Source organism: Amycolatopsis magusensis (assembly GCF_017875555.1).
GTDB lineage: Bacteria > Actinomycetota > Actinomycetes > Mycobacteriales > Pseudonocardiaceae > Amycolatopsis > Amycolatopsis magusensis.
Window position 1 is genome coordinate 4,662,730 of record NZ_JAGGMS010000001.1, and the last position, 18,805, is coordinate 4,681,534.

General features: G+C 70.6%; 14 protein-coding genes. 3 read left to right on the forward strand and 11 right to left on the reverse strand.

The annotated features are described in order from the left end of the window. Nucleotides 1-23 precede the first annotated feature (23 nt). The 5 genes from JOM49_RS20925 to JOM49_RS20945 all read right to left on the reverse strand — a co-directional run bounded on the left by JOM49_RS20925 (nucleotide 24) and on the right by JOM49_RS20945 (nucleotide 7,240). Nucleotides 24-1,112, reverse strand: a complete 1,089-nt coding sequence (locus JOM49_RS20925) for an ATP-binding protein (RefSeq protein WP_308158815.1) — start codon at nucleotides 1,110-1,112, stop codon at nucleotides 24-26. Further along, nucleotides 1,109-4,759, reverse strand: coding sequence for a DUF4132 domain-containing protein (locus JOM49_RS44080; RefSeq protein ID WP_209665951.1), 3,651 nt, complete (start codon nucleotides 4,757-4,759; stop codon nucleotides 1,109-1,111). The genes JOM49_RS20925 and JOM49_RS44080 overlap by 4 nt, the downstream gene beginning before the upstream one ends. 91 nt (nucleotides 4,760-4,850) lie before the next feature. After that, nucleotides 4,851-6,053, reverse strand: a complete 1,203-nt coding sequence (locus tag JOM49_RS20935; RefSeq protein WP_209665952.1) for a cytochrome P450 family protein — start codon at nucleotides 6,051-6,053, stop codon at nucleotides 4,851-4,853. Between the two features lie 87 nt (nucleotides 6,054-6,140). Next, on the reverse strand, nucleotides 6,141-6,359 hold the full coding sequence (locus JOM49_RS20940) for a hypothetical protein (RefSeq protein WP_209665953.1): 219 nt from the start codon (nucleotides 6,357-6,359) through the stop codon (nucleotides 6,141-6,143). Then, on the reverse strand, nucleotides 6,356-7,240 hold the full coding sequence (locus JOM49_RS20945) for a helix-turn-helix domain-containing protein (RefSeq protein WP_209665954.1): 885 nt from the start codon (nucleotides 7,238-7,240) through the stop codon (nucleotides 6,356-6,358). The genes JOM49_RS20940 and JOM49_RS20945 overlap by 4 nt, the downstream gene beginning before the upstream one ends. 221 nt (nucleotides 7,241-7,461) lie before the next feature. On the opposite strand from JOM49_RS20945, the gene JOM49_RS20950 reads away from it, so the two are divergent. Beyond that, nucleotides 7,462-8,427, forward strand: a complete 966-nt coding sequence (locus tag JOM49_RS20950) for an RICIN domain-containing protein (RefSeq protein WP_209665955.1) — start codon at nucleotides 7,462-7,464, stop codon at nucleotides 8,425-8,427. A 319-nt stretch (nucleotides 8,428-8,746) separates the two neighbouring features. Next, the gene (locus JOM49_RS20955) at nucleotides 8,747-9,757 is read left to right on the forward strand and encodes an NlpC/P60 family protein (RefSeq protein ID WP_209665956.1); all 1,011 of its coding nucleotides are present in this window, start codon (nucleotides 8,747-8,749) and stop codon (nucleotides 9,755-9,757) included. Here the strand turns inward: JOM49_RS20955 and JOM49_RS20960 are convergent. The 4 genes from JOM49_RS20960 to JOM49_RS44085 form a co-directional block, all read right to left on the reverse strand. Beyond that, on the reverse strand, nucleotides 9,730-10,164 hold the full coding sequence (locus JOM49_RS20960; RefSeq protein WP_209665957.1) for a hypothetical protein: 435 nt from the start codon (nucleotides 10,162-10,164) through the stop codon (nucleotides 9,730-9,732). The genes JOM49_RS20955 and JOM49_RS20960 overlap by 28 nt on opposite strands. A gap of 487 nt (nucleotides 10,165-10,651) precedes the next feature. Then, nucleotides 10,652-12,154 (reverse strand): alpha/beta hydrolase, encoded by a 1,503-nt coding sequence (locus JOM49_RS20965; RefSeq protein ID WP_308158816.1) that lies wholly within the window; start codon nucleotides 12,152-12,154, stop codon nucleotides 10,652-10,654. 160 nt (nucleotides 12,155-12,314) lie between these two features. After that, a complete protein-coding gene (locus JOM49_RS20970) occupies nucleotides 12,315-12,662 on the reverse strand; it encodes a peptidase inhibitor family I36 protein (protein ID WP_209665958.1) in 348 nt (115 codons plus the stop codon). Nucleotides 12,663-12,750: 88 nt separating this feature from the next. Beyond that, entirely contained in the window at nucleotides 12,751-13,119 is a 369-nt protein-coding gene (locus JOM49_RS44085; protein ID WP_209665959.1) for a peptidase inhibitor family I36 protein, read from the reverse strand. Nucleotides 13,120-13,345: 226 nt separating this feature from the next. Between JOM49_RS44085 and JOM49_RS20980 the strand changes: the two genes are divergently transcribed. Next, nucleotides 13,346-16,078 (forward strand): AfsR/SARP family transcriptional regulator, encoded by a 2,733-nt coding sequence (locus tag JOM49_RS20980; protein ID WP_209665960.1) that lies wholly within the window; start codon nucleotides 13,346-13,348, stop codon nucleotides 16,076-16,078. On the opposite strand, the gene JOM49_RS44090 is transcribed toward JOM49_RS20980, so the two are convergent. Continuing rightward, entirely contained in the window at nucleotides 16,021-17,241 is a 1,221-nt protein-coding gene (locus JOM49_RS44090; protein WP_209665961.1) for a cytochrome P450, read from the reverse strand. The two genes, JOM49_RS20980 and JOM49_RS44090, sit on opposite strands and share 58 nt — an antisense overlap. A 4-nt stretch (nucleotides 17,242-17,245) precedes the next feature. After that, nucleotides 17,246-18,619, reverse strand: a complete 1,374-nt coding sequence (gene gad / locus JOM49_RS20990) for a glutamate decarboxylase (protein WP_209665962.1) — start codon at nucleotides 18,617-18,619, stop codon at nucleotides 17,246-17,248. Between the last annotated feature and the right edge of the window lie 186 nt (nucleotides 18,620-18,805).

Below are 18,805 nucleotides of genomic sequence, written 5' to 3' on the forward strand. Positions count from 1 at the left end.
GCCCATGGGTACCGGTGCCGTCATCAGCCCGGCAGCCGCAGCCGCGCGCCGTGCAGTTCCGCCCACGCGGGCGAACCCTTGCGCCGGGCGGCGTCGTGTTCGAGGTAGCGGCGCAGCTTCGCGAGGTCGTCCGGGCTGTCCTTCGCGGCCGTCCCGGCGAGGCACTCGACGACGTCCTCGCCCGTGCCCGCCTCACCGCGCAGGTACCAGCCCCGCAGGCCGACGGCGTGCGCCACCGACACCGCCTCCGCCGTGCTGAGCACCGTGGACAACCGTTCCCCGCCACGGCCCCCGGTGCCCGCACGCAGCTCCCGGAACGTGGTGACCAGCACCTCGAGGACGTCGCGGCGTTGCGCCACCGGCACCCCGGAGCGGCGCAGGAGCTCCGCCGACTCGGTCTCCACCAGCGCCAGTTCGGTGTCCAGGTCGGGGATCGGGAACACGGTCTCGAAGTTGAACCGGCGCTTGAGCGCCGCGCTCATCTCGTTGACCCCGCGGTCGCGGGTGTTGGCGGTGGCGATCACGTTGAACCCGTCGGTGGCGAACACCATCGCGTCCGGCCCGCTCAGCTCGGGGATCGCCAGCACCCGGTCGGACAGCGGGGAGAGCAGCGAATCCTGCACCTCCAGCGGGCAGCGCGTGATCTCCTCGAACCGGACGACCTTGCCCTCGGCCATGCCGCGCAGCAGCGGCGCGGGGACCAGCGACCGCGTCGACGGGCCCTCCGCGACGAGCATCGCGTAGTTCCACGAGTAGCGGATCTGGTCCTCGGTGGTGGCCGCGCCGCCCTGGATGGTCAGGGTGGACACGCCGCTCACCGCGGTCGCGATCAGCTCCGACAGCAACGACTTCGCCGTGCCGGGCTCACCGACCAGCAGCAGCCCGCGGCTGGTGGCGAGGGTGACCAGCGCACGGTCCACAAGGGACGGATCACCGACGAACTTGTTGCGCACCCCCAGTTTCGCGTCCCCCACCACGAACCGGCGGGCCGCGTCGAGGCTCAGCGCCCACCCCGGCGGGCGGGGCGCGGTGTCCTGTTCCCGCAGGCGGGTCAGCTCGTCGGCGAACCGGACCTCGGCGGGTGGCCGCTGCATTTCCTGCTGCGTGGTCACTGGGCGCTCACCAGCTCGGTCAGGTCGGCCAGCAGTTCGCTCGCCGAAACCGCGTCGATGGTGCCGAACGGCGTGTCCTCCCGCGGCCACCAGCCGTCGTGGTGGGTCGACAGGAACACCCGCCGGATCTCCTGGGTCTCACCGAGCATGGTGGGATCGCCCGCGACGATGCCCTCCTCCAGCTCGATGACCCCGAACCAGCCGCCCGTGAGCGGCTTGACCACACCGGCTTCGACGCCGCCGTCCTGCGGCGCGGTCCGCTCCCAGCCGCGTTTGGTGAGCCCGAGGACCCGGCTCACGCTGACCTTGGCCTTGTCGAACCGCGTGAGGGTGAGCGCGGCGCGTTCCTCCTCGGTCAGCGCCAGCACCTGCCTGCCGAGCTGCGGGAACGGTTGCAGGATTTCGTAGTCGGCGAACACCTCCGACCACGCGGCGAGCGCGTCACCGAGGTGCAGCGGGTGCGCGACGCCGACGGTCGTCCGCGCGGGCGGGGTGAAGGTCTCGTCCTCGGCGTCGGCGAGCGTGCTGTCCTCGGCCAGCCGGAACGCGCCGACCAGGGCGTCGCGCTCGTCGTAGACACCCCACACGAGCCTGCGCACGACGTGCCGGAGGAGCGGGTGCCCGGCGAAGTAGCGGGCGAAGTCCTCGTGGCTCCATCGGCGCCCGTTGACCATGGCCCGCTCCAGGCGCAGGATCTGATCGCTCGCCAAGGTGCGGACGTCCTTCTTCAACCCGGAGAACCGCTGGTAGGCGGCGGTCGCGAGATCCTGGTCGTCCTTCGCGCCGGGCTTGGGCAGCGACTTGCGGCGGGTGCCGTCCTCGTCGGAGACGGTGGGGCGCAGCGCTTCGTCGAAGCCGACGACGAACTTGCGCGGCCCGTAGTCCAGGACGAGCGTGCCGTCGTCGGCGAGCCCGAGGTCGGGCACCAGCCGGTCCGCCAGCTGTTCGGCGGTGAGGCCGAGCTTGGCCGCCACCAGTTCGATCTTCTCCCTGGCGCGCTGTTTGAGCCCGGAGAACTTGACCTTCTGCGCGATGCCGTTGAGGTGCATCAGCGCGACGTCGGTGCCGATCTCGGCCAGCACGTCCAGCCCGGTGACGGCGCGGGTGTGCCCGCCCTCGCCCGGCCAGGTACGGATGACCGGCGAGAGCCGCCGCACGGTCTCGTCGTCGCCGATGGCGGCCAGCGCGGTCAGCGCCCAGCCGTCCTTGGGCGGCAGGCCCGCCTTGCGCCACGCCTCGAACACCGCCCACCCGAACTCGGCGAGCGAGCCAGGGTCGCACGCCTCGGCGACCTGCGTGACGCCGCCGTAGGGCTCGTCGGGGGTGCCGAGCGCCAACATGGTCACCAGGTCGGCGGTCGAGGCCGTGGGCAGCGCGACCTCCGCGTCCCGCAGGCGGATCTGCGGCAGCCCGGCGGGGTCGGCCCACGCGCCCGGCACCGGCAGCTTCTTCGGCAGCAGCTCCAGTGGATCGGTGGCGAGGACCGCCGCCACGCCGTCGCCCGCCTCGGCCCCGGCCAGCCGCGTCGTCTCGGCGACCACGGCGTCGGTGCCCTCGTGCGCGGCGAGCGTGCGGAGCGTGGCCTCCGCCGCGTCCCGCGCCTTGCCAGGGCGGCCGAGCGCGGCGGGCAGCAGGTAGGGCAGCGTCGCCAGGCCGTGCCGCAGCAGCCACGCCCGCACCACCGGCCGGACCGTCTTGCGGCGTGCCATCGCCGTGGCCATGAGGGCGGCGACCTCGGTGTCCAGCACGGGCAGCAGCGCCTTGAAGTCGTCATGCCCGTTGTTCGTGGCGACCACTTGGGTGACCGCCGGGACCGCGGCGGTGTCGAACCGGGCCAGCAGGGCCGGACCCGACACGTCGATGTTGTAGACCCGCCTCGGCCGCCAGGCCGTGAGCGCGGGCCGTGCCAGCTCCTCCGGGGCGTGCAGCAGCACCGAGGGCATCACCCAGTCGCTGACCCGGCGCTTCTCCAGCTCCGCGGCCCAGTCGATGCCGGGGCGGGCGTAGCTGCTGGCGTGGGTCCGCCTGCCCTGTTCGAGGGCCTGCTCCCGCTCCCCGTCCGCCCACACCACGCGCGTCGGCGCGTCGACGGACAGCTCGGCCAGGACCACCCGGGACGTGGTGCGGCGCGGGCGGGTCCACGGCGGGCTGGCCAGCACCGGCGGCAGCAGGTCGGCGGGTGCGTCGGGCAGCCGGACGACACCCTCCTGGGTGGCGAGCGCGGCTTCCCTGGCCGCCTCCGGCAGCGTCGGCACCACGTCGGTGAGCAGCTCGTGGCGCGCCACCAGGTGGGCCCGCAGCAACTCGGCGGCCACTTCGCCGCCCTCGGCGGCGGCCTCGGCCAGCAGCCGGGTGGCGCGAACCGGGTAGCGCTGCACGGCCTCCTGCAGCGCGGCGCGGAACGGGGCCTTGTCCGCGTTGGCGACCAGGCCGCGGAACGCGTCGTCGGTCGGCATCGCGACGATCGCCGTGAGCAGCCGCTTGAGCAGGTCGTTGTCGGCTCTCACGGTCCACCGCACGAGCAGCGGCGCGGCCGCGGGGCCGATCGTGCGCACGACCGTCGGCAGCACCCTGGACTGGCGTTGGACCCCGTAGCCGCTGCCGATCGCCTCGAGCTGCTCCGCGCTGTGCACGGCACACAGGTACAGCCACTCCGTGACGTGGTCGAGGTCGTCGGCCTCGGCGGGCAGCACGTCCACCCACGCCCGCTCGGTGGGCGCCAGGAACGCGGCGACCAGCCGGGTGGTGGGAGTCTTCCGGAAGCCGCCGAGCACCTCGACGACCCGCGCGTACTCGTCGTCGTCCGCCGCCGCGATCGCCGTGCGGACCTCCGCGAACACGTCTGGGCCCGCCCAGCGCCACGGCACGGGCTCGCCATCGGCCAGGTGGCGCAGCATGGTCACCGACCGCCGCTTGTCGAGGCCGTAGGGGGTGAGCGTGGGCAACCGCATCGCCGCTTCGGCCGCGAACAACAGCCCGTGCTCGGCGAGCCAGGACTGCCCGAACCGGCCGACGTCGTCCCGGTCGTAGTAGGTCGCGGAGGCGCTGAGGACGGTGAGCACCGCCGCGGCGCCCAGCGGATCCGGGTTGCCGCCGAGGTGTGCGTGCGCGGCGGCGACGACCAGCTCGTCGCTGCCCGGCGCGTCGAGCAGTCCGTCGACCTTGGACCGGTGCCTGGCCAGCAGCCGGTCAGCCACCTCGCGCGCGTCGGGGGAGGGGCGGTAGCGGGGCTTGCCCTGGTCGCGGCGGGGGTAGGCCAGCCGCACCACGCCCGGTGGCGGGTCGAAGGTGTCCTCGTCGACCGCGGTCGCCGCGGGCTTGCCGGCGGCCGCACCCTGAACGGCTGGTGCCTGGGCGGCCGGTGTCTCGGTGGCTGATGGCTGGGTAGTCGGTGCCTGGGTGGGCGACTCTTCGGCGGCCGGGGCGGGGGTCGTGGTCGCCGTGCCCGTGTCGGTGTAGCCCTTCTTGGTCTTCTCGTCGGCCTGCTTCGCGAGGAAGGCGGCCGCGTCCTGCGCCGAGCCGAACTCCTTGCGCTTGGACTGCCCGGCGGTCCCGATGCGGCCCCACGTCACGACCACGTCGGTGCCCTGCACCACCCCCTCCCAGAACTTCGCCGAGCCACCACCGATGTACTCAAGACGCCGCACGTTCCACTCTTTCCTGCCCGTACTTCTCCGACCGTGTGCACAAGCTAGCCGGGCACACCGACAGTCCGGAGTGGATTGCGCAGATTGAGCTTCAGTCGATCAGCACCGGGAGCGCGGGAATGGTGTTCAACAGCAAACCCGGCGGGCGAGCGGGTTCTTCGTCCGGCCGCGCGAGCCGGAGCCGCGGGAAACGCGCCAGGAGGGCCTCCAGCGCGATCCGGGCTTCCAGCCGGGCCAGGGGCGCGCCGAGGCAGTGGTGGATCCCGTGCCCGAAGGCGACATGGGGCGAGCCGGACCGGGTGATGTCGAATTCGTCCGGCTCGGCGTAGCGGCGGGGATCGCGGTTCGCCGCCAGTAGTGCGGGAACGATGACCTCTCCCGCCGGGATCGTCACCCCGGCCACTTCGACCGGTTCCGCGGTGATCGCGGGAACCGGCGCCTGGCCGGGTCCGTCGAAGCGCAGTATTTCCTCGACCGCGTCGGCGATGCGTTCCGGCTGGGAGCGCAGCAGGCCGAGCTGACGGGGATGGGTGAGCAGCGTGTGGACCCCGATGGTGAGCAGGCTGACGGTGGTCTCGTGGCCGGCGGTGAGGAGCAGCACGATCGTCGAGGTGATTTCGTCGTCGGTCAGGCGGTCGTCACCGTCCTGGGCCAGCACGAGACCGGAGAGGAGATCGTCGGCGGGTGCCGCCCGCTTTTCCTCGACCAGTTCCCGGATGCACTGGACCATCGCGGAAGCAGCCGCGATGTACTCCTCGGCGGGATGGACCGTGCCGTTGATGAGCACCCCGGACCACTGCCGGAAGGCGTGGCGGCGATCGTCGGGTACGCCCACCAGTTCGCAGATCACCGTCATCGGCAACGGATAGCCGAAGAGGGACACCAAGTCGGCCGGCTGCCCACCGGCACCCGCGCGAGCCAGGTCGTCCAGCAGCTCCGCGGTGAGTTCACGGATGCGCGGGGCGAGTTCGTCGATGCGCCGCCGGGTGAACGCCGCGGACACCAGTTTGCGGAGGCGGGTGTGGTCGGGCGGGTTCCGCAACAGCATGTTGTGGTTCATCGCCGCGTCGAGCTCGGCGGGCAGCCGATCGCTGTGCGGTGCCGGAGCCGGCGGCTTGACCACGGTGGGGTCGGCCATCAGCGCCCGGACCTCGTCGTGCCCGGTGACGAGCCACACCGGGACCCCGGTGAACAACGTCGTCCGGTGCAGCGGACCGCGGGCAGCCAGTTCGGCCAGTGCGGCATGGCGCGCGGACCCGGTGAGTTCCGTGAACGGCGACGCATCCGCGCTCATCGACAAGATCCCGGCACGGTGAACCCCCTGTGACGCCTCATCCCCGGTGCGGGGAGGCTGCGGCCAGTGTACTGATTTCCGGGATGGTCATTCCGGATTCAGCCGCAGGTCGGCCACGAGCTGGACCCACGCCGCGTGATAAAGCCCGGCACCGCTTCCTCCTGCCGGAGTGCCTTGCCGCAGAGCACGCTCGATCTGGTCGGGCGAGGCACCCAGATCCCGCGCGGCTGCCCGGAATTCCGGTTCGCTCGCCATTTCGGGCACCAGTGGATTGCCGCTGCCGTTCTTCTCATGATCGCCGGTCACGCGACAGGACTACCCGCGGCGGTGGTCACTACACAACCGGTCAGGTTCCGGTGCTCGCTGGGCGAAATGCCGTAGGCGGCCCGGAAGGCGCGGCTGAAGTACGCGGGATCGGTGAAACCCCAGCGGGTGGCGATGGCGTGCACGGGTGATCCGCCGTGGCGGGGATCGGCGAGGTCGCGGCGGCAGCGGTCGAGTCGTTGCCGCCGTATCCAGGCGGCGACGGTGGTGTCCTGGGTGCGGAACAGCCGGTGCAGCTGCCGGAGGGAGATGTGGTGGGCGTTGGCCACGGCGATCGGGGACAGACTCGGTTCACCGAGGTGACGGCAGACGAATTCCTGAATCCTCAGCAGCAGGGCCTCGTGCTGCGGCGGTGGCGTGTGGTGCGCGTCGGATTCGTGGGCGAGGACCGCGGTCAGCAGGTCGAGCAGGATGGTGCCGAGGCGGACGGCGTCCGCGGCCCGGAAGGGGGTCGTGCCGGTGAGCACGCTGGTGATCGATTGGGTGAGCAGCGTGCCGACTCCGGTGTTGCCCGCTATCCGCCTCCCCAGAAGGTTGTCGATGTGACCCCGGGGCAGCGGCAGTAATGCCTGGGGGAACTGGGCGATCGTTACGGAGGCTTGCGCGCATTCGGGAACGGCCAGGCGGACGTCGTAGGCGTGCGAGCTGTCGTAGAGCACCAGATCCCGGGAGCCGAGGACCACGTCCGTGCCGAGCCGGGACAGTGCCATCGTCCCGTTGTGCTGGGCGAACGCCAGTGCGTAGCTCTCCGGGTCGGATCGGTGGCTGAGCCGCGGGGTGCGCACCCACCGCATCGACGGGAAGGTCAGCACGGAGAACCGGATCGGGCCGAAGGGCACTACGTGCGGCGGCGTTTCGATCACGGAATTTCCCCCTGCGTCGTACTTCGGAATGGTGTGCGGGAGCGGCTTCGCCGCCGTCGTGTTCCGCAGCCTGGCAAAAGGCGAACGCGGGGCCAAGTGGTTCAGCGTGTCCCGGACCGCGGCCGCTTGTCCGGCCTGGTCAGTGGCCGTCTGTCCGCGCGGCCGGACAGCCTCCGAACAGCCGATGCCCCGCCACGCACGCGGCGTCCATGATGGGTGACGTGACTGGTGATCACCCAAGACCCGGATCGGCGCGTGATGCGGCGGAGTTCACCGCCTCCCTGCGGCTGCTCAAGCGGCGTTCGGGGCGCACGCTGCGGCAACTGGAGGAACAGGCGGCGCAGCGGGGTGCCGTGCTGCCGCGCAGCACGGTGGCCGACATGCTCAACCGCGGCGTGCTTCCCCGGCCGGAACTGCTGGCTGCCTTCGTCCAGGCGTGCGGTGACGGGCAGCACCTGGCCGAGTGGCTGAGCACGCGTGAACGCCTGGCGGTGAATCCGTACCTGGACCCGGAAGAGGCGACTCCGGCGGCCGGAACCGAGGCGGACGCAGGGGCCGAACAGTCGCCCCGGCGCCGTGTCTGGGCGGTGGCTGGCTTGGTGGTCGCGGCGGTGGCCGTGGTCGTGGTGGCCTTGGTGATGACGACGTGGTGGCCGCGTACCGGACCCCCCGACCCCGATGCCGACGCTCCGCCTCGCCGGGAGATCCTGGCTCTATCGTCCGCGGGCAGTTGGATCCGCCTGCAATCCGCGGGCGCACCCGAGCTGTGCCTGACCGAAGGCCGTGAGCGCACCGGCCGCTACGATTCCGCTGTCGCCGTCCTGCGATCGTGCGGGGAACCGGGAGGGCCGCGAGTGTTCCTCCAGCCCGTCGGGACCGACCGGACCACCATCAAGTGGGAACACCCCGTCACCCGGATCATGGGCTGCCTCACCGTCGTGGACACCGAGGTCATCAAGGGCATGCTCGAACCGCAGGAGAACTGCGTGGACGGCAACGAGGACCAGCTCTTCCACATCGAGCGGGCCGGCGAGCAGAGCTACCGGTTGCGCACCCCCGGCAGCGACCTGTGCGTCGGCCTGCGCGACGACCTCATCGCGATCGACGCCGAAGCCATCCGCGAACCCTGCGCCGCGGAGAAGGACCAGGAGTTCCTGTTCGACATCGAGGCAGGCGCGGGCTCGTAATCGCCCAACCGGGACCGATCGCGTGGGGCATTGCCATTGACGGTGAGCGCCATGCTCTTGACGATTCGCGCCTGACCGGGCGAAGGCGAAATCGTCGGCACGCAGGATCAACGGACTCCGGTGCGTGGTGCGCGAACCTGGGTTTCTCTCGGAAGGGAGAAGCCATGAATGGACGCTGGGGCCAGGCGCTGGCCGTCACGGTGTTGCTGGGTGTCCGGCTCCACTTGACCGCCGACCGCTCGCGGCGGCGATGGGCGAGGCGGAAAAGCCCGCGGGGAGGGCATCGCGTCCGATCGTGGTCCAGCACAAGGAGGATGAAGTGAAAAAGAGCTTCGGGCACCTGATGGCCGTGCTCATCGTGGCGCTGCTGGGTACCTCGCTGCTGGCCGTGTCGCCGGCGAGCGCCGCGGAACCGCGGGAGAACCGGATCAGCCGTGCGGAGGTCATCTCCCGCGCCCAGGACTGGTGGCAGCGCCAGATCCCCTACGACCAGTTGGACGACGCGACCGACGTGGAAGGCGTGAAGTACCGGACGGACTGTTCGGGATTCATTTCGATGGCGTGGCGGTTGCCGGCCAGTCGTACCACGGACACCCTCGACGACATCTCGACCCCGATCTCCAAAACCAGCCTGCAACCCGGTGACATCATGATGTGGGACGGGCCAGGGAACGAGGGCCACGTGGTGCTGTTCCAGAAGTGGGAGAACAAGTCCGCCGGGACGTTCTGGCTGTACGAGCAGAGCGGTACAGCGGAGGACATGAACCACCGGGTCGGCAACCTCAGTGCGTTCACCCACATGCAGGCGTACAAGTACGGCGACGGCGACGGTGACTTCGACGCGAAACACGAGTCGTTCAACGAGGTGGACGGCACCGAATTCACCGATTTCAGCACCTCGCCGACCTACTGCAACACCGACGACCTGCCCTTGTTCCGGCTCACCGGTTTCCGCAACGTCCAGGCGCGCATTCATTCGTGTGCGCGATACGAGGCGTCGGACAACACCATCCGGGGCTGGATGGCCGTGCAGTGGTGGCCCTACGCGGGCACCGATGACGACAGCACGGTGACCGTGGGCACCAAGTTCGACGGTTTCGGCCTCCATCCGCAGTTGCAGATCGGTACCGTCACCCAGCGGGAAGCCGTGTGCTGGATGGGCGGGGACATGAACGCCGCCGCGTCCGGGTTGCGTGGCTGCTACTTCACCATGCCCGGCAAGAGCGGCGACTGGTCGCTGGACGGCTGGGTGAACTGGGACGAGAACAACGACGGCGAGCCGCCGTTCGGGCCGCGCTACACCTACGGCAGCCCGATCATCGACCGCTGAGGTGAAGCCGAGGCGTGGCCACCTGCCTGGGTGGCCACGCACGGATCGTGGTACTCGCCCCGGCTGTCGACCGGCATGCCCATCGACGCGCCGTGCTCCGCGGAGTACCGCATCACCGCGTGGGTGATCGCCACGTGGCCCCAGGTGAGCAGGCCCGCGATCACCAGGCACACGCAGACCCTGACCAGCCGCCGGCCTCGGTCCACGAAGGCCAGCAGGCCGGTACCGGCGAGCAGGAACAGGAAAACCGAGCCGTAGCGCCACAACTGCGGTCCGAGTGCGGCGAACGGCAGCAGGTTGTCCGCCCGGCAGGCCACGTGCGCGTCGGCGGTCAGGCGGGCGAGCTGGCTGGCGCCCAGCCACCACCCGACCACCGCCACCAGGACCACCACCCCCCACGCAGTCATGACAACCACGCGCGGCGCGCGCCATCGGCCTCGCTCACTGGTCATCACAGAGGCAGCGTACGACGACCGCTCCGACGGAAAACGCATCGGCCGGACCAGGCCCCTCCTCCGCTGTTCGCCCGGAAAGTTCCCTCGGCACAGAGGGGGGCGACGGTGACTCAGTCGGACGGGAACACGCGAGCCGATCGCGGGGCACGCGGTGAGGCCAGGAAGTTCTGGTACACCGCCGGCTCCTTCGGTGTCTTCTGCTCCGGCAACTTCGGCCGCGACGGCGAGCGCCACGCCATCCAAGCTGACCAAGAAAATCGGTAAGCAGGACGAGCCGGATCTCGAGTTCGAAATGGTGCGCTGGCTACAGCCCACCTGATCGCGCTCCTGGGGGCTGCGTAACCCGTCGTCCTCTGCCTGCCGATTCGCGAAATTTCAGCCAGTAGTCCGCATGGAATGGGCCCGGCCGCGTTCACGGCCGGGCCCGTTCTCGGTGTGGCTATCGTTGGTACGGCCCAGGCGAGCGCGGGTTCAACGCCCTCGCGGAGGACGAGGACCCCGGCGTTTCCGTGGCCGGGCAGGACAGGCCCTTCTGCGGCACCTTCAGGTTGAGCAGATAGGCGTCCACCGCTTCGTTGACGCACGGGCTCGGCCCGTCGTTGCCGTAGGCGGTGTGGCCCCAGCCTTCGTAGGTGATCAGGTGCGAACCGCTCTGTTTCGCGGCGGTCCTGTTCCACTGGTACACCGTGGCCGGGTCGTGCACGTTGCCGACCATGACCAGCGGCGGCGCCCCCTTGATCCTGAGCGGCTTCTGCGGGTTCGTCGTCTTCAGCGGGTTGCCGGCGCAGGTGAGCGCGTGGTCGACGTAGGGACTCCACTCCATGTTCGGGAACTTCGCGGACAGCTTCCGGCGCAGCTTGTCGTATTCGGCGAAGTTCTTCACCGGGTAGCGCCAGTCGCTGCACCAGATCGGCGGGTACGGGTTCTTGATCGCGGCGGCCGCTTCGAGCGTCGCCGCCGACGTCGTGCCCGTGCCGTCCTGCAACTCCTTGAGCTCGGTGGCCACGCTGCCCCACACCACCGGCCTGGTCACCGAGAACATCCGCTGCGACAACTCGTAGAAGCCGATCGGATCGCCCGTGGCCGGGTTGGTGAGCGTGCCCGCTTTGGCCCGTCCCTTCAACTCGCCGTAGACCTTCGCGGTGCCCTGCCCGTGCAGCGCACAGGTTTCGGTGGTGTCACACCACTTCGCGAACTCCCGGAACGCCACCTCCACCGGCTCGGTCTCGGTGCGCATGAAGTCCCACGCCGTCGGCAGGCTGTGGTCCATGTTGCCGTCGTTGACCATCGCCCGGATCCGGCCCGGGAAGAGTTCCGCGTACTGCTGCCCCATCAGCGACCCGTACGAGTAGCCGACGTAGTTGAGCTTCTCCTCGCCGAGCGCGGCGCGGATGGCGTCCATGTCGCGCGCGGTGCTGAGGTTGTCGACGTGGTCGATCAGCTCACCCGAGTGCGCACGGCAGCTGTCGATCAGCTGCTTGTTGAGCGAGACGAGGTTGTCGAACTCCGCCTGGCTGGTGGGCCGTCGTGCGTCGAGCGCCTGCTGCGAAAGCGTTTCGTCGCAGAGCAACTGCTCGCTGGTGTTGATGCCGCGCGGGTCGAAGCCCACGACGTCGAAGCGGGCGGTCACCGCCTCGGTGAACGGGTCGGCGTTGGCCACCATGCTCACGCCGCTGCCGCCGGGCCCGCCCGGGTCGACCAGGATCGAGCCGATGCGGTTCGCCTGGTCCTTGGCCGGCCGCTTGGCGAGCCCGATCTTGGTCTTCGCGCCGTCCGGCCGCGACCAGTCGAGCGGCACCTCGATGGTGGCGCACTGGGCGCCCTTGCCGTTCGGGCACGGCTGCCAGTCGATGGAGTCCACCGCGTTCGCGGTGGCCGGTACGGCGGCCGCGATCAGCACCCCGGTCACCCCGCCGATGAGAGATCTTTTGACTATGCGCACGCAGTTGGTTCCTTTCCGTCGGCTACGTGCTTCAAGCTACCGACAGAACTGATCACACGGAGTCCATTTTCGACGCCGCTGAGTCACTGCGCGGTGGTCGAGCCAGCCACCCACTGGCTCGACCACTGCCGTCCGCGCGCTCAGGTCGCCTGGCCGGCGATCACGGGTAGCCGCCGACGGAATAGCGGTGACCGTGATCCGCCAGGGCGGCTCCGTCGGGGATCACCCACATCGTGCCGCTGCAGGTCGAGTACTGCCAGAGCCGCTGCGTGAAGCCGGTCCGGTTGTAGGACGAGCGGAACCCCAGTGGCGCGGGGAACTTGCAGGACTTCGGCGGGGTCGCCGTGATCTTGTACCTCGTGCCGTCGAAGTGGGGGAGGCTCCACACGCACAGGAACCCCGGATCGCACAGCGGCGCTCCCGCCACGGCGGCCGCCTTGTGCCCGCGTACCTGGTCCGCGTGGGCGACCGGTACGTTCCCCGCGAACCCGACGAGGAGCAAGCTCAACAATGCCGGGACTTTCCTGACTCTGGTGTTCGTCCTGCTTTTCATCGTTTCCTCTCACCGTCGGAAGAATGCCGTGGGCGCGAAGACATCAAGGGCCACCGACCGAGTAGCGGTGACCGTGGTCACCGAAGGCGACCCCGTTCGCGATCAACGTGGTGACGCCGGTACAGGTGGAGTACTGCCACAGCCGCTGCGTGAAACCGGTGCGGTTGAACGCCGAGCGGAACCCCAGTGGTGCCGGGAACTTGCAGGAACCCGACGGGGTCGCCGTGACCCGGTACCTCGTGCCGTCGAAGTGGGGCAGGCTCCACACGCACAGGTAACCCGGGTCGCACAGCGGCGCTCCCGCGACAGCGGCCGCCTTGTGCCCGCGCGCCTGGTCCGCCTGGGCGGCGGGCACGTTCCCCGCGAACCCGACCGCGAGGAGACTGAAGAAAAACCGCTGCTTTCCGGACACCCCTTCTCCTCGCCGGTGTCTTCCTGATGACCGTCGACATGCCTTCCCCTTCGTTCGACCCGCAGCAGGCGGAACCGCCCGAGCTGTGTGCCGTCCGAGGATGGGCCGGCGGTGTTGGCAAACGATTGCGGAAACCTTAAAAGCCCAGTTCAGCGAAAGAGTGCGGGCCGGGGGCCGGTGCTCGCTACACTTCGCCGGGCTGACCGGGCCACGGAGGTGAACGGGCGTGATCCTTCGTCTGCTGGGCGAAGTCGGGTTGCTCGTGGACGGCCGCGAGGTCGGCCTGGGCCCGGCCAGGCAGCGGTGCGTGCTGGCCGCGCTCGCGGTCGACGCCAATCTCGCGGTGTCGGTGGACCGCCTGACGCAACGGGTGTGGGGGGAACGGCCGCCCTCGCGCAGCCGGGCGACGCTTTCGGTGTACCTGTCCCGTCTGCGGCAGGTGCCCGCGGTCGCGCCGTCGGCCCGGATTTCGCGGCGCAGCGGGGGATACGTCCTGGAGATCGAGCCGGCAGCGGTCGACCTCGAGCGGTTCCGCGACCTGTGCCGCCGTGCTCGCGCGGGCATCACCGACGACCGGCACGCCGCCGGCCTCCTCACCGAAGCGGTGGGCCTCTGCCACGGCGAGGCCTTGACGGGCCTCGTCGGCGACTGGGTCACGGCCGAACGCGACCGCCTGGCCCAGGAGCTGGCCGAAGCGGAACACGACCGCACCGACGTCCTGCTCCGGCTCGGTCACGGCCCCGATCTGCTGGCGGACCTGGCTCGCCGCGCCACCGCGAACCCGGTGGACGAACGCGTGGCCAGGCAGTACCTGATCGCGTTGTCGCGCGCCGGGCGCACCGCGGACGCCCTGACCCACTACGAGCGGATCAGTGGCCACCTGGCCGAGGAGCTGGGTGCCGATCCGGGCGCGGCGCTGCGGCAAGCGCACACCGAGGTCCTGCGTACCAGCACCGAACCGCCTCTCGGTCCCTGTTCCCTGCCCTACCGGATTCCCGATTTCGTCGGCCGTGAACTCGAACTGGACCAGCTGCGGCAAGTGCTGCACGGCGGAGCCACGGTGCTCGTGCACGGGATGGCCGGCATCGGCAAAACCGCCGTGGCGGTGCGGGCCTGCCACGACAGCGCACCGCGGTTCCCCGATGGCCAGCTGTACATCGACCTGCACGGCTACACGCCAGGGCACAGTCCCCTTTCGCCCGCCGCCGCCCTCAGCGATCTGCTGGCCCAGCTCGACATCCCGCCCACCCGGCACCCGGACGGACTCGACGCCCGTGCTGCGCTGTGGCGGGCCCGCACCGCGGGGCGCAAAGTACTGGTGCTCCTGGACAACGCCGCCGGCGCGCACCAGCTGCGGCCGCTGCTGCCCGGTACCTCCAGCGCTGCGGTCGTGGCCACCAGCCGTCGCAGGCTCACCGCCCTCGAAGGCGCGCACACGCTCGCCCTCGACCTGCTGCCCGACGCGGACGCGATGACGTTGTTCACCGCGGTCTCCGGCCGCGAAGGCGCCGCGGCGGCCGCGCTCTGCGGCGGGCTGCCCCTGGCCCTGCGCATCGCGGCAGCCCGGTTGCGGAACCGGCCCCACTGGACGCCCGACGACCTCGCGCGGCGGCTGGCCGAGCGCCGGCAGCGCCTGAGCGAGCTGCGCACCACCGACCAGGACCTGGCCGCTGTTTTCGCCCTGTCCTACCGTGAACTGGATCCCTCGCAACAGCGCATGTTCCGGCTGCTCGGCGCACACCCGGGAACACGCATCACCCTCGCGGCCGCGAGCGCGCTCGCCGACACGAGCGCCCCCGGCACCGAACCGCTGCTCGACGCCCTGCTCGATGCCCACCTGCTCGTCCAGCTCGATCGCGAGGCCTACGCCCTCCACGACCTGCTCGCCGAGCACGCGCGCAGCCTCACCGAGCCCGCCGAACGCTCCGAGGCCCTCGACCGCTTGCTGGACTACTTCCGCGGCGGCGGAGCTGACCAGTGGCATGCCCAGGAACTACCGAATCTGCGGGCCATCACCCAGTGCGCCCTGGAACGCGGACAGTTCCAGCACGGGTGGCGCATCGCCGACCACACCGCGCGGTACCTGCGCATGCGGGGGCACCGCGACGAATTCCTCGCGGTGGCCCGCTTGGGCGTCACCGCCGCCGAGCACCTCGACGATCCACACGCACTGCTGCCCAGCCTGGAAAATCTCGCCAATGCCCACTGGGAAGCCGGACGCTTGCAGCGCGCGATGGAGGTGGCCGACACCCAACGACGACTCGCGGCGGCGAGCGACGCCCCCGTCGCCCACGCCACCGCCCTTTCCCGGATCGGCACCCTGCACGGCATGTTCGGTGACTATCGCCAAGCACTGGCCTACTACCAGAAGGCGCTTTCCGGCAGCGTGCCCGACACGGTCACCGCGGTGGTGCTCGGAAACCTCAGCCATGCCCACGAAATGCTCGGTGAGTTCGACCAGGCCCTCGCCGCGGCTACCCGGGCACGCCGGTTGCGCGAGCAGGCCGAAGACTGGCGTGGATGGGCGCTCGCCACCGCGCAGGAAGCTCTGGTGCTCGCCCGGCTCGGACGACTCGACGAAGCACTCGCCACAGCAGCACGAGCGGTCGGCACCGCAGAGCGCCACGACGACGCGTTCGGCCAAGCCTGGGCGTGCACCGACCACGCGGAAGTGCTCCTCGCCGCGGACCGGCCCGAGGAGGCGTACCGGCAAGCACGCCGGGCGTGCACCATCCTGGCCGACCTGAACCAGCCGCTCCTGCTGACCATGGCCGCCAACACCCTCGGCGACGCGCACCTGGCCCTCGGCGAGCCGCGACCGGCCCTCGACCACTACCGCACCGCCCACCACACCGCGGAACGCATCCACTACCAGCGGCAGAAGGACCGGGCCCGGGAGGGCTACGACCGCGCCCGCGCTGCGCTGGCACTCCCGGCGGTCACGCCGGACTCCGGTTGACCAGACGTCCTTTCCCACACCGCGTCGAGCGCGCCCGGCAATCGCAGCTTCCAGCCGTGGGGTGTCGCGTGCCGACCCGGAGCGGGCCGCACGCCGGGCATTCGTTCGATCAGGACGTCCAATGCGGTCCGCGCGAGCGCGGTGACCAGCGGGTGCGCGGGGCAGTGGTGCGGTCCGGCGCCGAACCCGAGGTGGGTCCGGACATCGCGGTGCAGGTCGAACCGGTCGGGGCCGGTGAACACTTCCTCGTCGCGGTTGGCCGAAGCGATGGCCGCCGCGATCAGGGCGCCTGCTGGGATCTCCCGGCCGCCGAGCGTCACCGCGCGGGTGGTGCGCCTGCCGAGCACGCCGACCGGGCCGCTCCAGCGCAGTGCCTCGTACACCGCCGCGCCGAGCAGTGACCGGTCGGCGTGGACCGCGGCGAGCTGGTCCGGCGCCGACCACAACGCCACCAGCGTCCAGCCCGCCAGCCACCCGGGCTCGAGCGCGCTCAGGCCGAGGTGCTTGAGCACGGGCATCACATCGGCGTCGGGACGTGCCCGGCCGGGCGGCCGATCGTGGTGCAGGAGATGGGAAATCACCGAGCCGTCCGGCCGTGCCCGCAACCGGCTCACGGCTTCGGTCACGGCCGCGTCCTCGCCCATGACCGCCGCCGCGGCCGTGGTCACCGCGGGATCGCGGCCGAAGTCGTTCGCCACCTCGGTGAGCACGCGGCCCCAGCGCTGGAGCACGTCCGTGCCGGAATCGAGCCCGAACAGCGTGGTCAGGCCGATGACCGAGACCGGTTCGAAGTAGTCGCCCGCCAGGTCGGCCCGCCCGGCCGCGCCGATCCGGTCGGCGACCCGGCGGGCGACCGGCCGGGCGATGGTGTCCACGAAATCGGTCACCCGGTGCGCGTCGAAATCGTGCCGGAACGCCTCTCGGAGGTCGTGGTGCGCCTCGCCTTCCCGCAACAGCAGCGGTGTCCCGCCGCACAGCCCGATCAGGGACGAGGCCGGCTGATCGGTGGTGAACCGGTCCGCGTCGGTGAGGACCGTGCGGACGTCGTGCCACCGGGTCACCAGCCACTGACCGGCCTCCGGCACCCAGCTCACCGGTTCCTCGCGGCGCAGCCGGGCGTAGGCCGGATAGGGATCGGCCTCCAGTTCCGAGAGCGTGACCACGGCGTCAGTCGGTGAAGGTCAGCACGGCCGAGACCTCGGGCAGCGGGTACGGGTGCCCGGCGAGCCGTTCGGTGTGCTTGGCGAGACTTTCCAGGAACTTCGCCGCGAGATCCAGGGTGAAGCCCTGACGGCACACCACGCGGATGACGTCCACGTGCTCGAGGCCGGGCGGCAGGCTGTACGCGGGCACGTGCCAGCCGTCGCCCTTGAGCGCCTCGGACAGGTGGTAGACGGTGAACCCCACGTCCTCCGGGTCGCGCAGGCGCAGCGCCACCACCGGCAGGTCCTCGCCGTCGCTGATGATGTCGAAGGGACCCATGGCCTCGACCACCTTCGCGACGTACCGCGCGACCTCCTGGCACCGCTGGGCGATCAGCTGGTAACCGGCCAGCCCGTTGCGCAGGAACTGGTAGTACTGCGCGATCACGCCGGAGGCCGGGCGGGAGAAGTTGAGGGTGAACGTGGGGTGGTGGCCGCCGAGCACGTTGCAGTCGAAGACCAGCGATTGCGGCAGGTACTCCGGATCGCGCCACAGGCACCAGCCCGAGCCCGGGTAGACCAGGCCGAACTTGTGCCCGGAGGCGTTGATCGAGACCACCCGCGGCAGGGCGAAGTCCCAGGCGAAGTCCATGTCGAGGAACGGGGCGAAGAAGCCGCCGCTCGCGGCGTCGACGTGCAGCGGTACGTCCACACCGCGGTCCGACGCCACGCGGTCGAGCGCGGCCGCGATGTCGGCGACCGGGTCGTAGCGCCCGTCCTGCGTGCTGCCCAGCACCGCGACGACCCCGATGGTGTTCTCGTCGACCGCCTCCGCGGTCAGCGCGGGGTCGAGGATCGTGCGGCCTTCCGCGAGCGGCACCATGCGTGCCTCGACCTCCCAGAAGTTGCAGAACTTGGGCCAGCACACGTGGACGTGGGTGCCGAAGACCAGGTTGGGCCGTCCGGTGCCGCCGCGCTCGCGCCAGCGGCGCAGCATCGCCAGCCCGGCCAGCATGGCCGCTTCCGAACTGCCGCTGGTGGAGCAGCCGATGAAGTTGCCGTCGTCCTCGTGCCACAGGTCGGCGAGCATGTTGATGCATTCCTGCTCGATTTCGGAACTCGCCGGGTATTCCTCGCGGTTCATCAGGTTGATCGCGGCGGTGTCCGCGTAGATCCGTTCCAGTTCCGGTTCGGCCGACGTCGTGCAGAAGGTGGCGAGGTTGAGCGCGGCCCGCCCGTCGAGCAGGAGCCGGGACTGCACGATGCCCGCCGCGACCCCCGCGGGCATCGGATTCTCCGGCACTCTGCCCTTGGGGATGACGTCCTCGCTGATCCGCTGGGCGAAAACGGGAGCGAGCTGCAGATCCTGCTCATCGGTAATCACGCGCTGCAAACTCATGGCGACCTCCGCGTTTCGAATGGGTGAGTGGTGGGAATGCCGGTACCGCGGCGTTTCGGCGAGCTCACGGGATCCTCGGCGACCTCCTCATCGTGTCAGGTCCAGGGACCGGGCGGAATGCCGTCGTCAAAGGACAACCTGGACGAGGCGAGTGGTGACTCCGGTCGTCGACGACCGTCGCCGAGC

Excerpts from the sequence above, each read along its gene's own strand:
- gad (WP_209665962.1), bottom strand. The coding sequence starts at position 18,619 with ATGAGTTTGCAGCGCGTGATTACCGATGAGCAGGATCTGCAGCTCGCT.
- JOM49_RS20960 (WP_209665957.1), bottom strand. The coding sequence starts at position 10,164 with ATGACTGCGTGGGGGGTGGTGGTCCTGGTGGCGGTGGTCGGGTGGTGG.
- JOM49_RS20935 (WP_209665952.1), bottom strand. The coding sequence starts at position 6,053 with ATGAGCGCGGATGCGTCGCCGTTCACGGAACTCACCGGGTCCGCGCGC.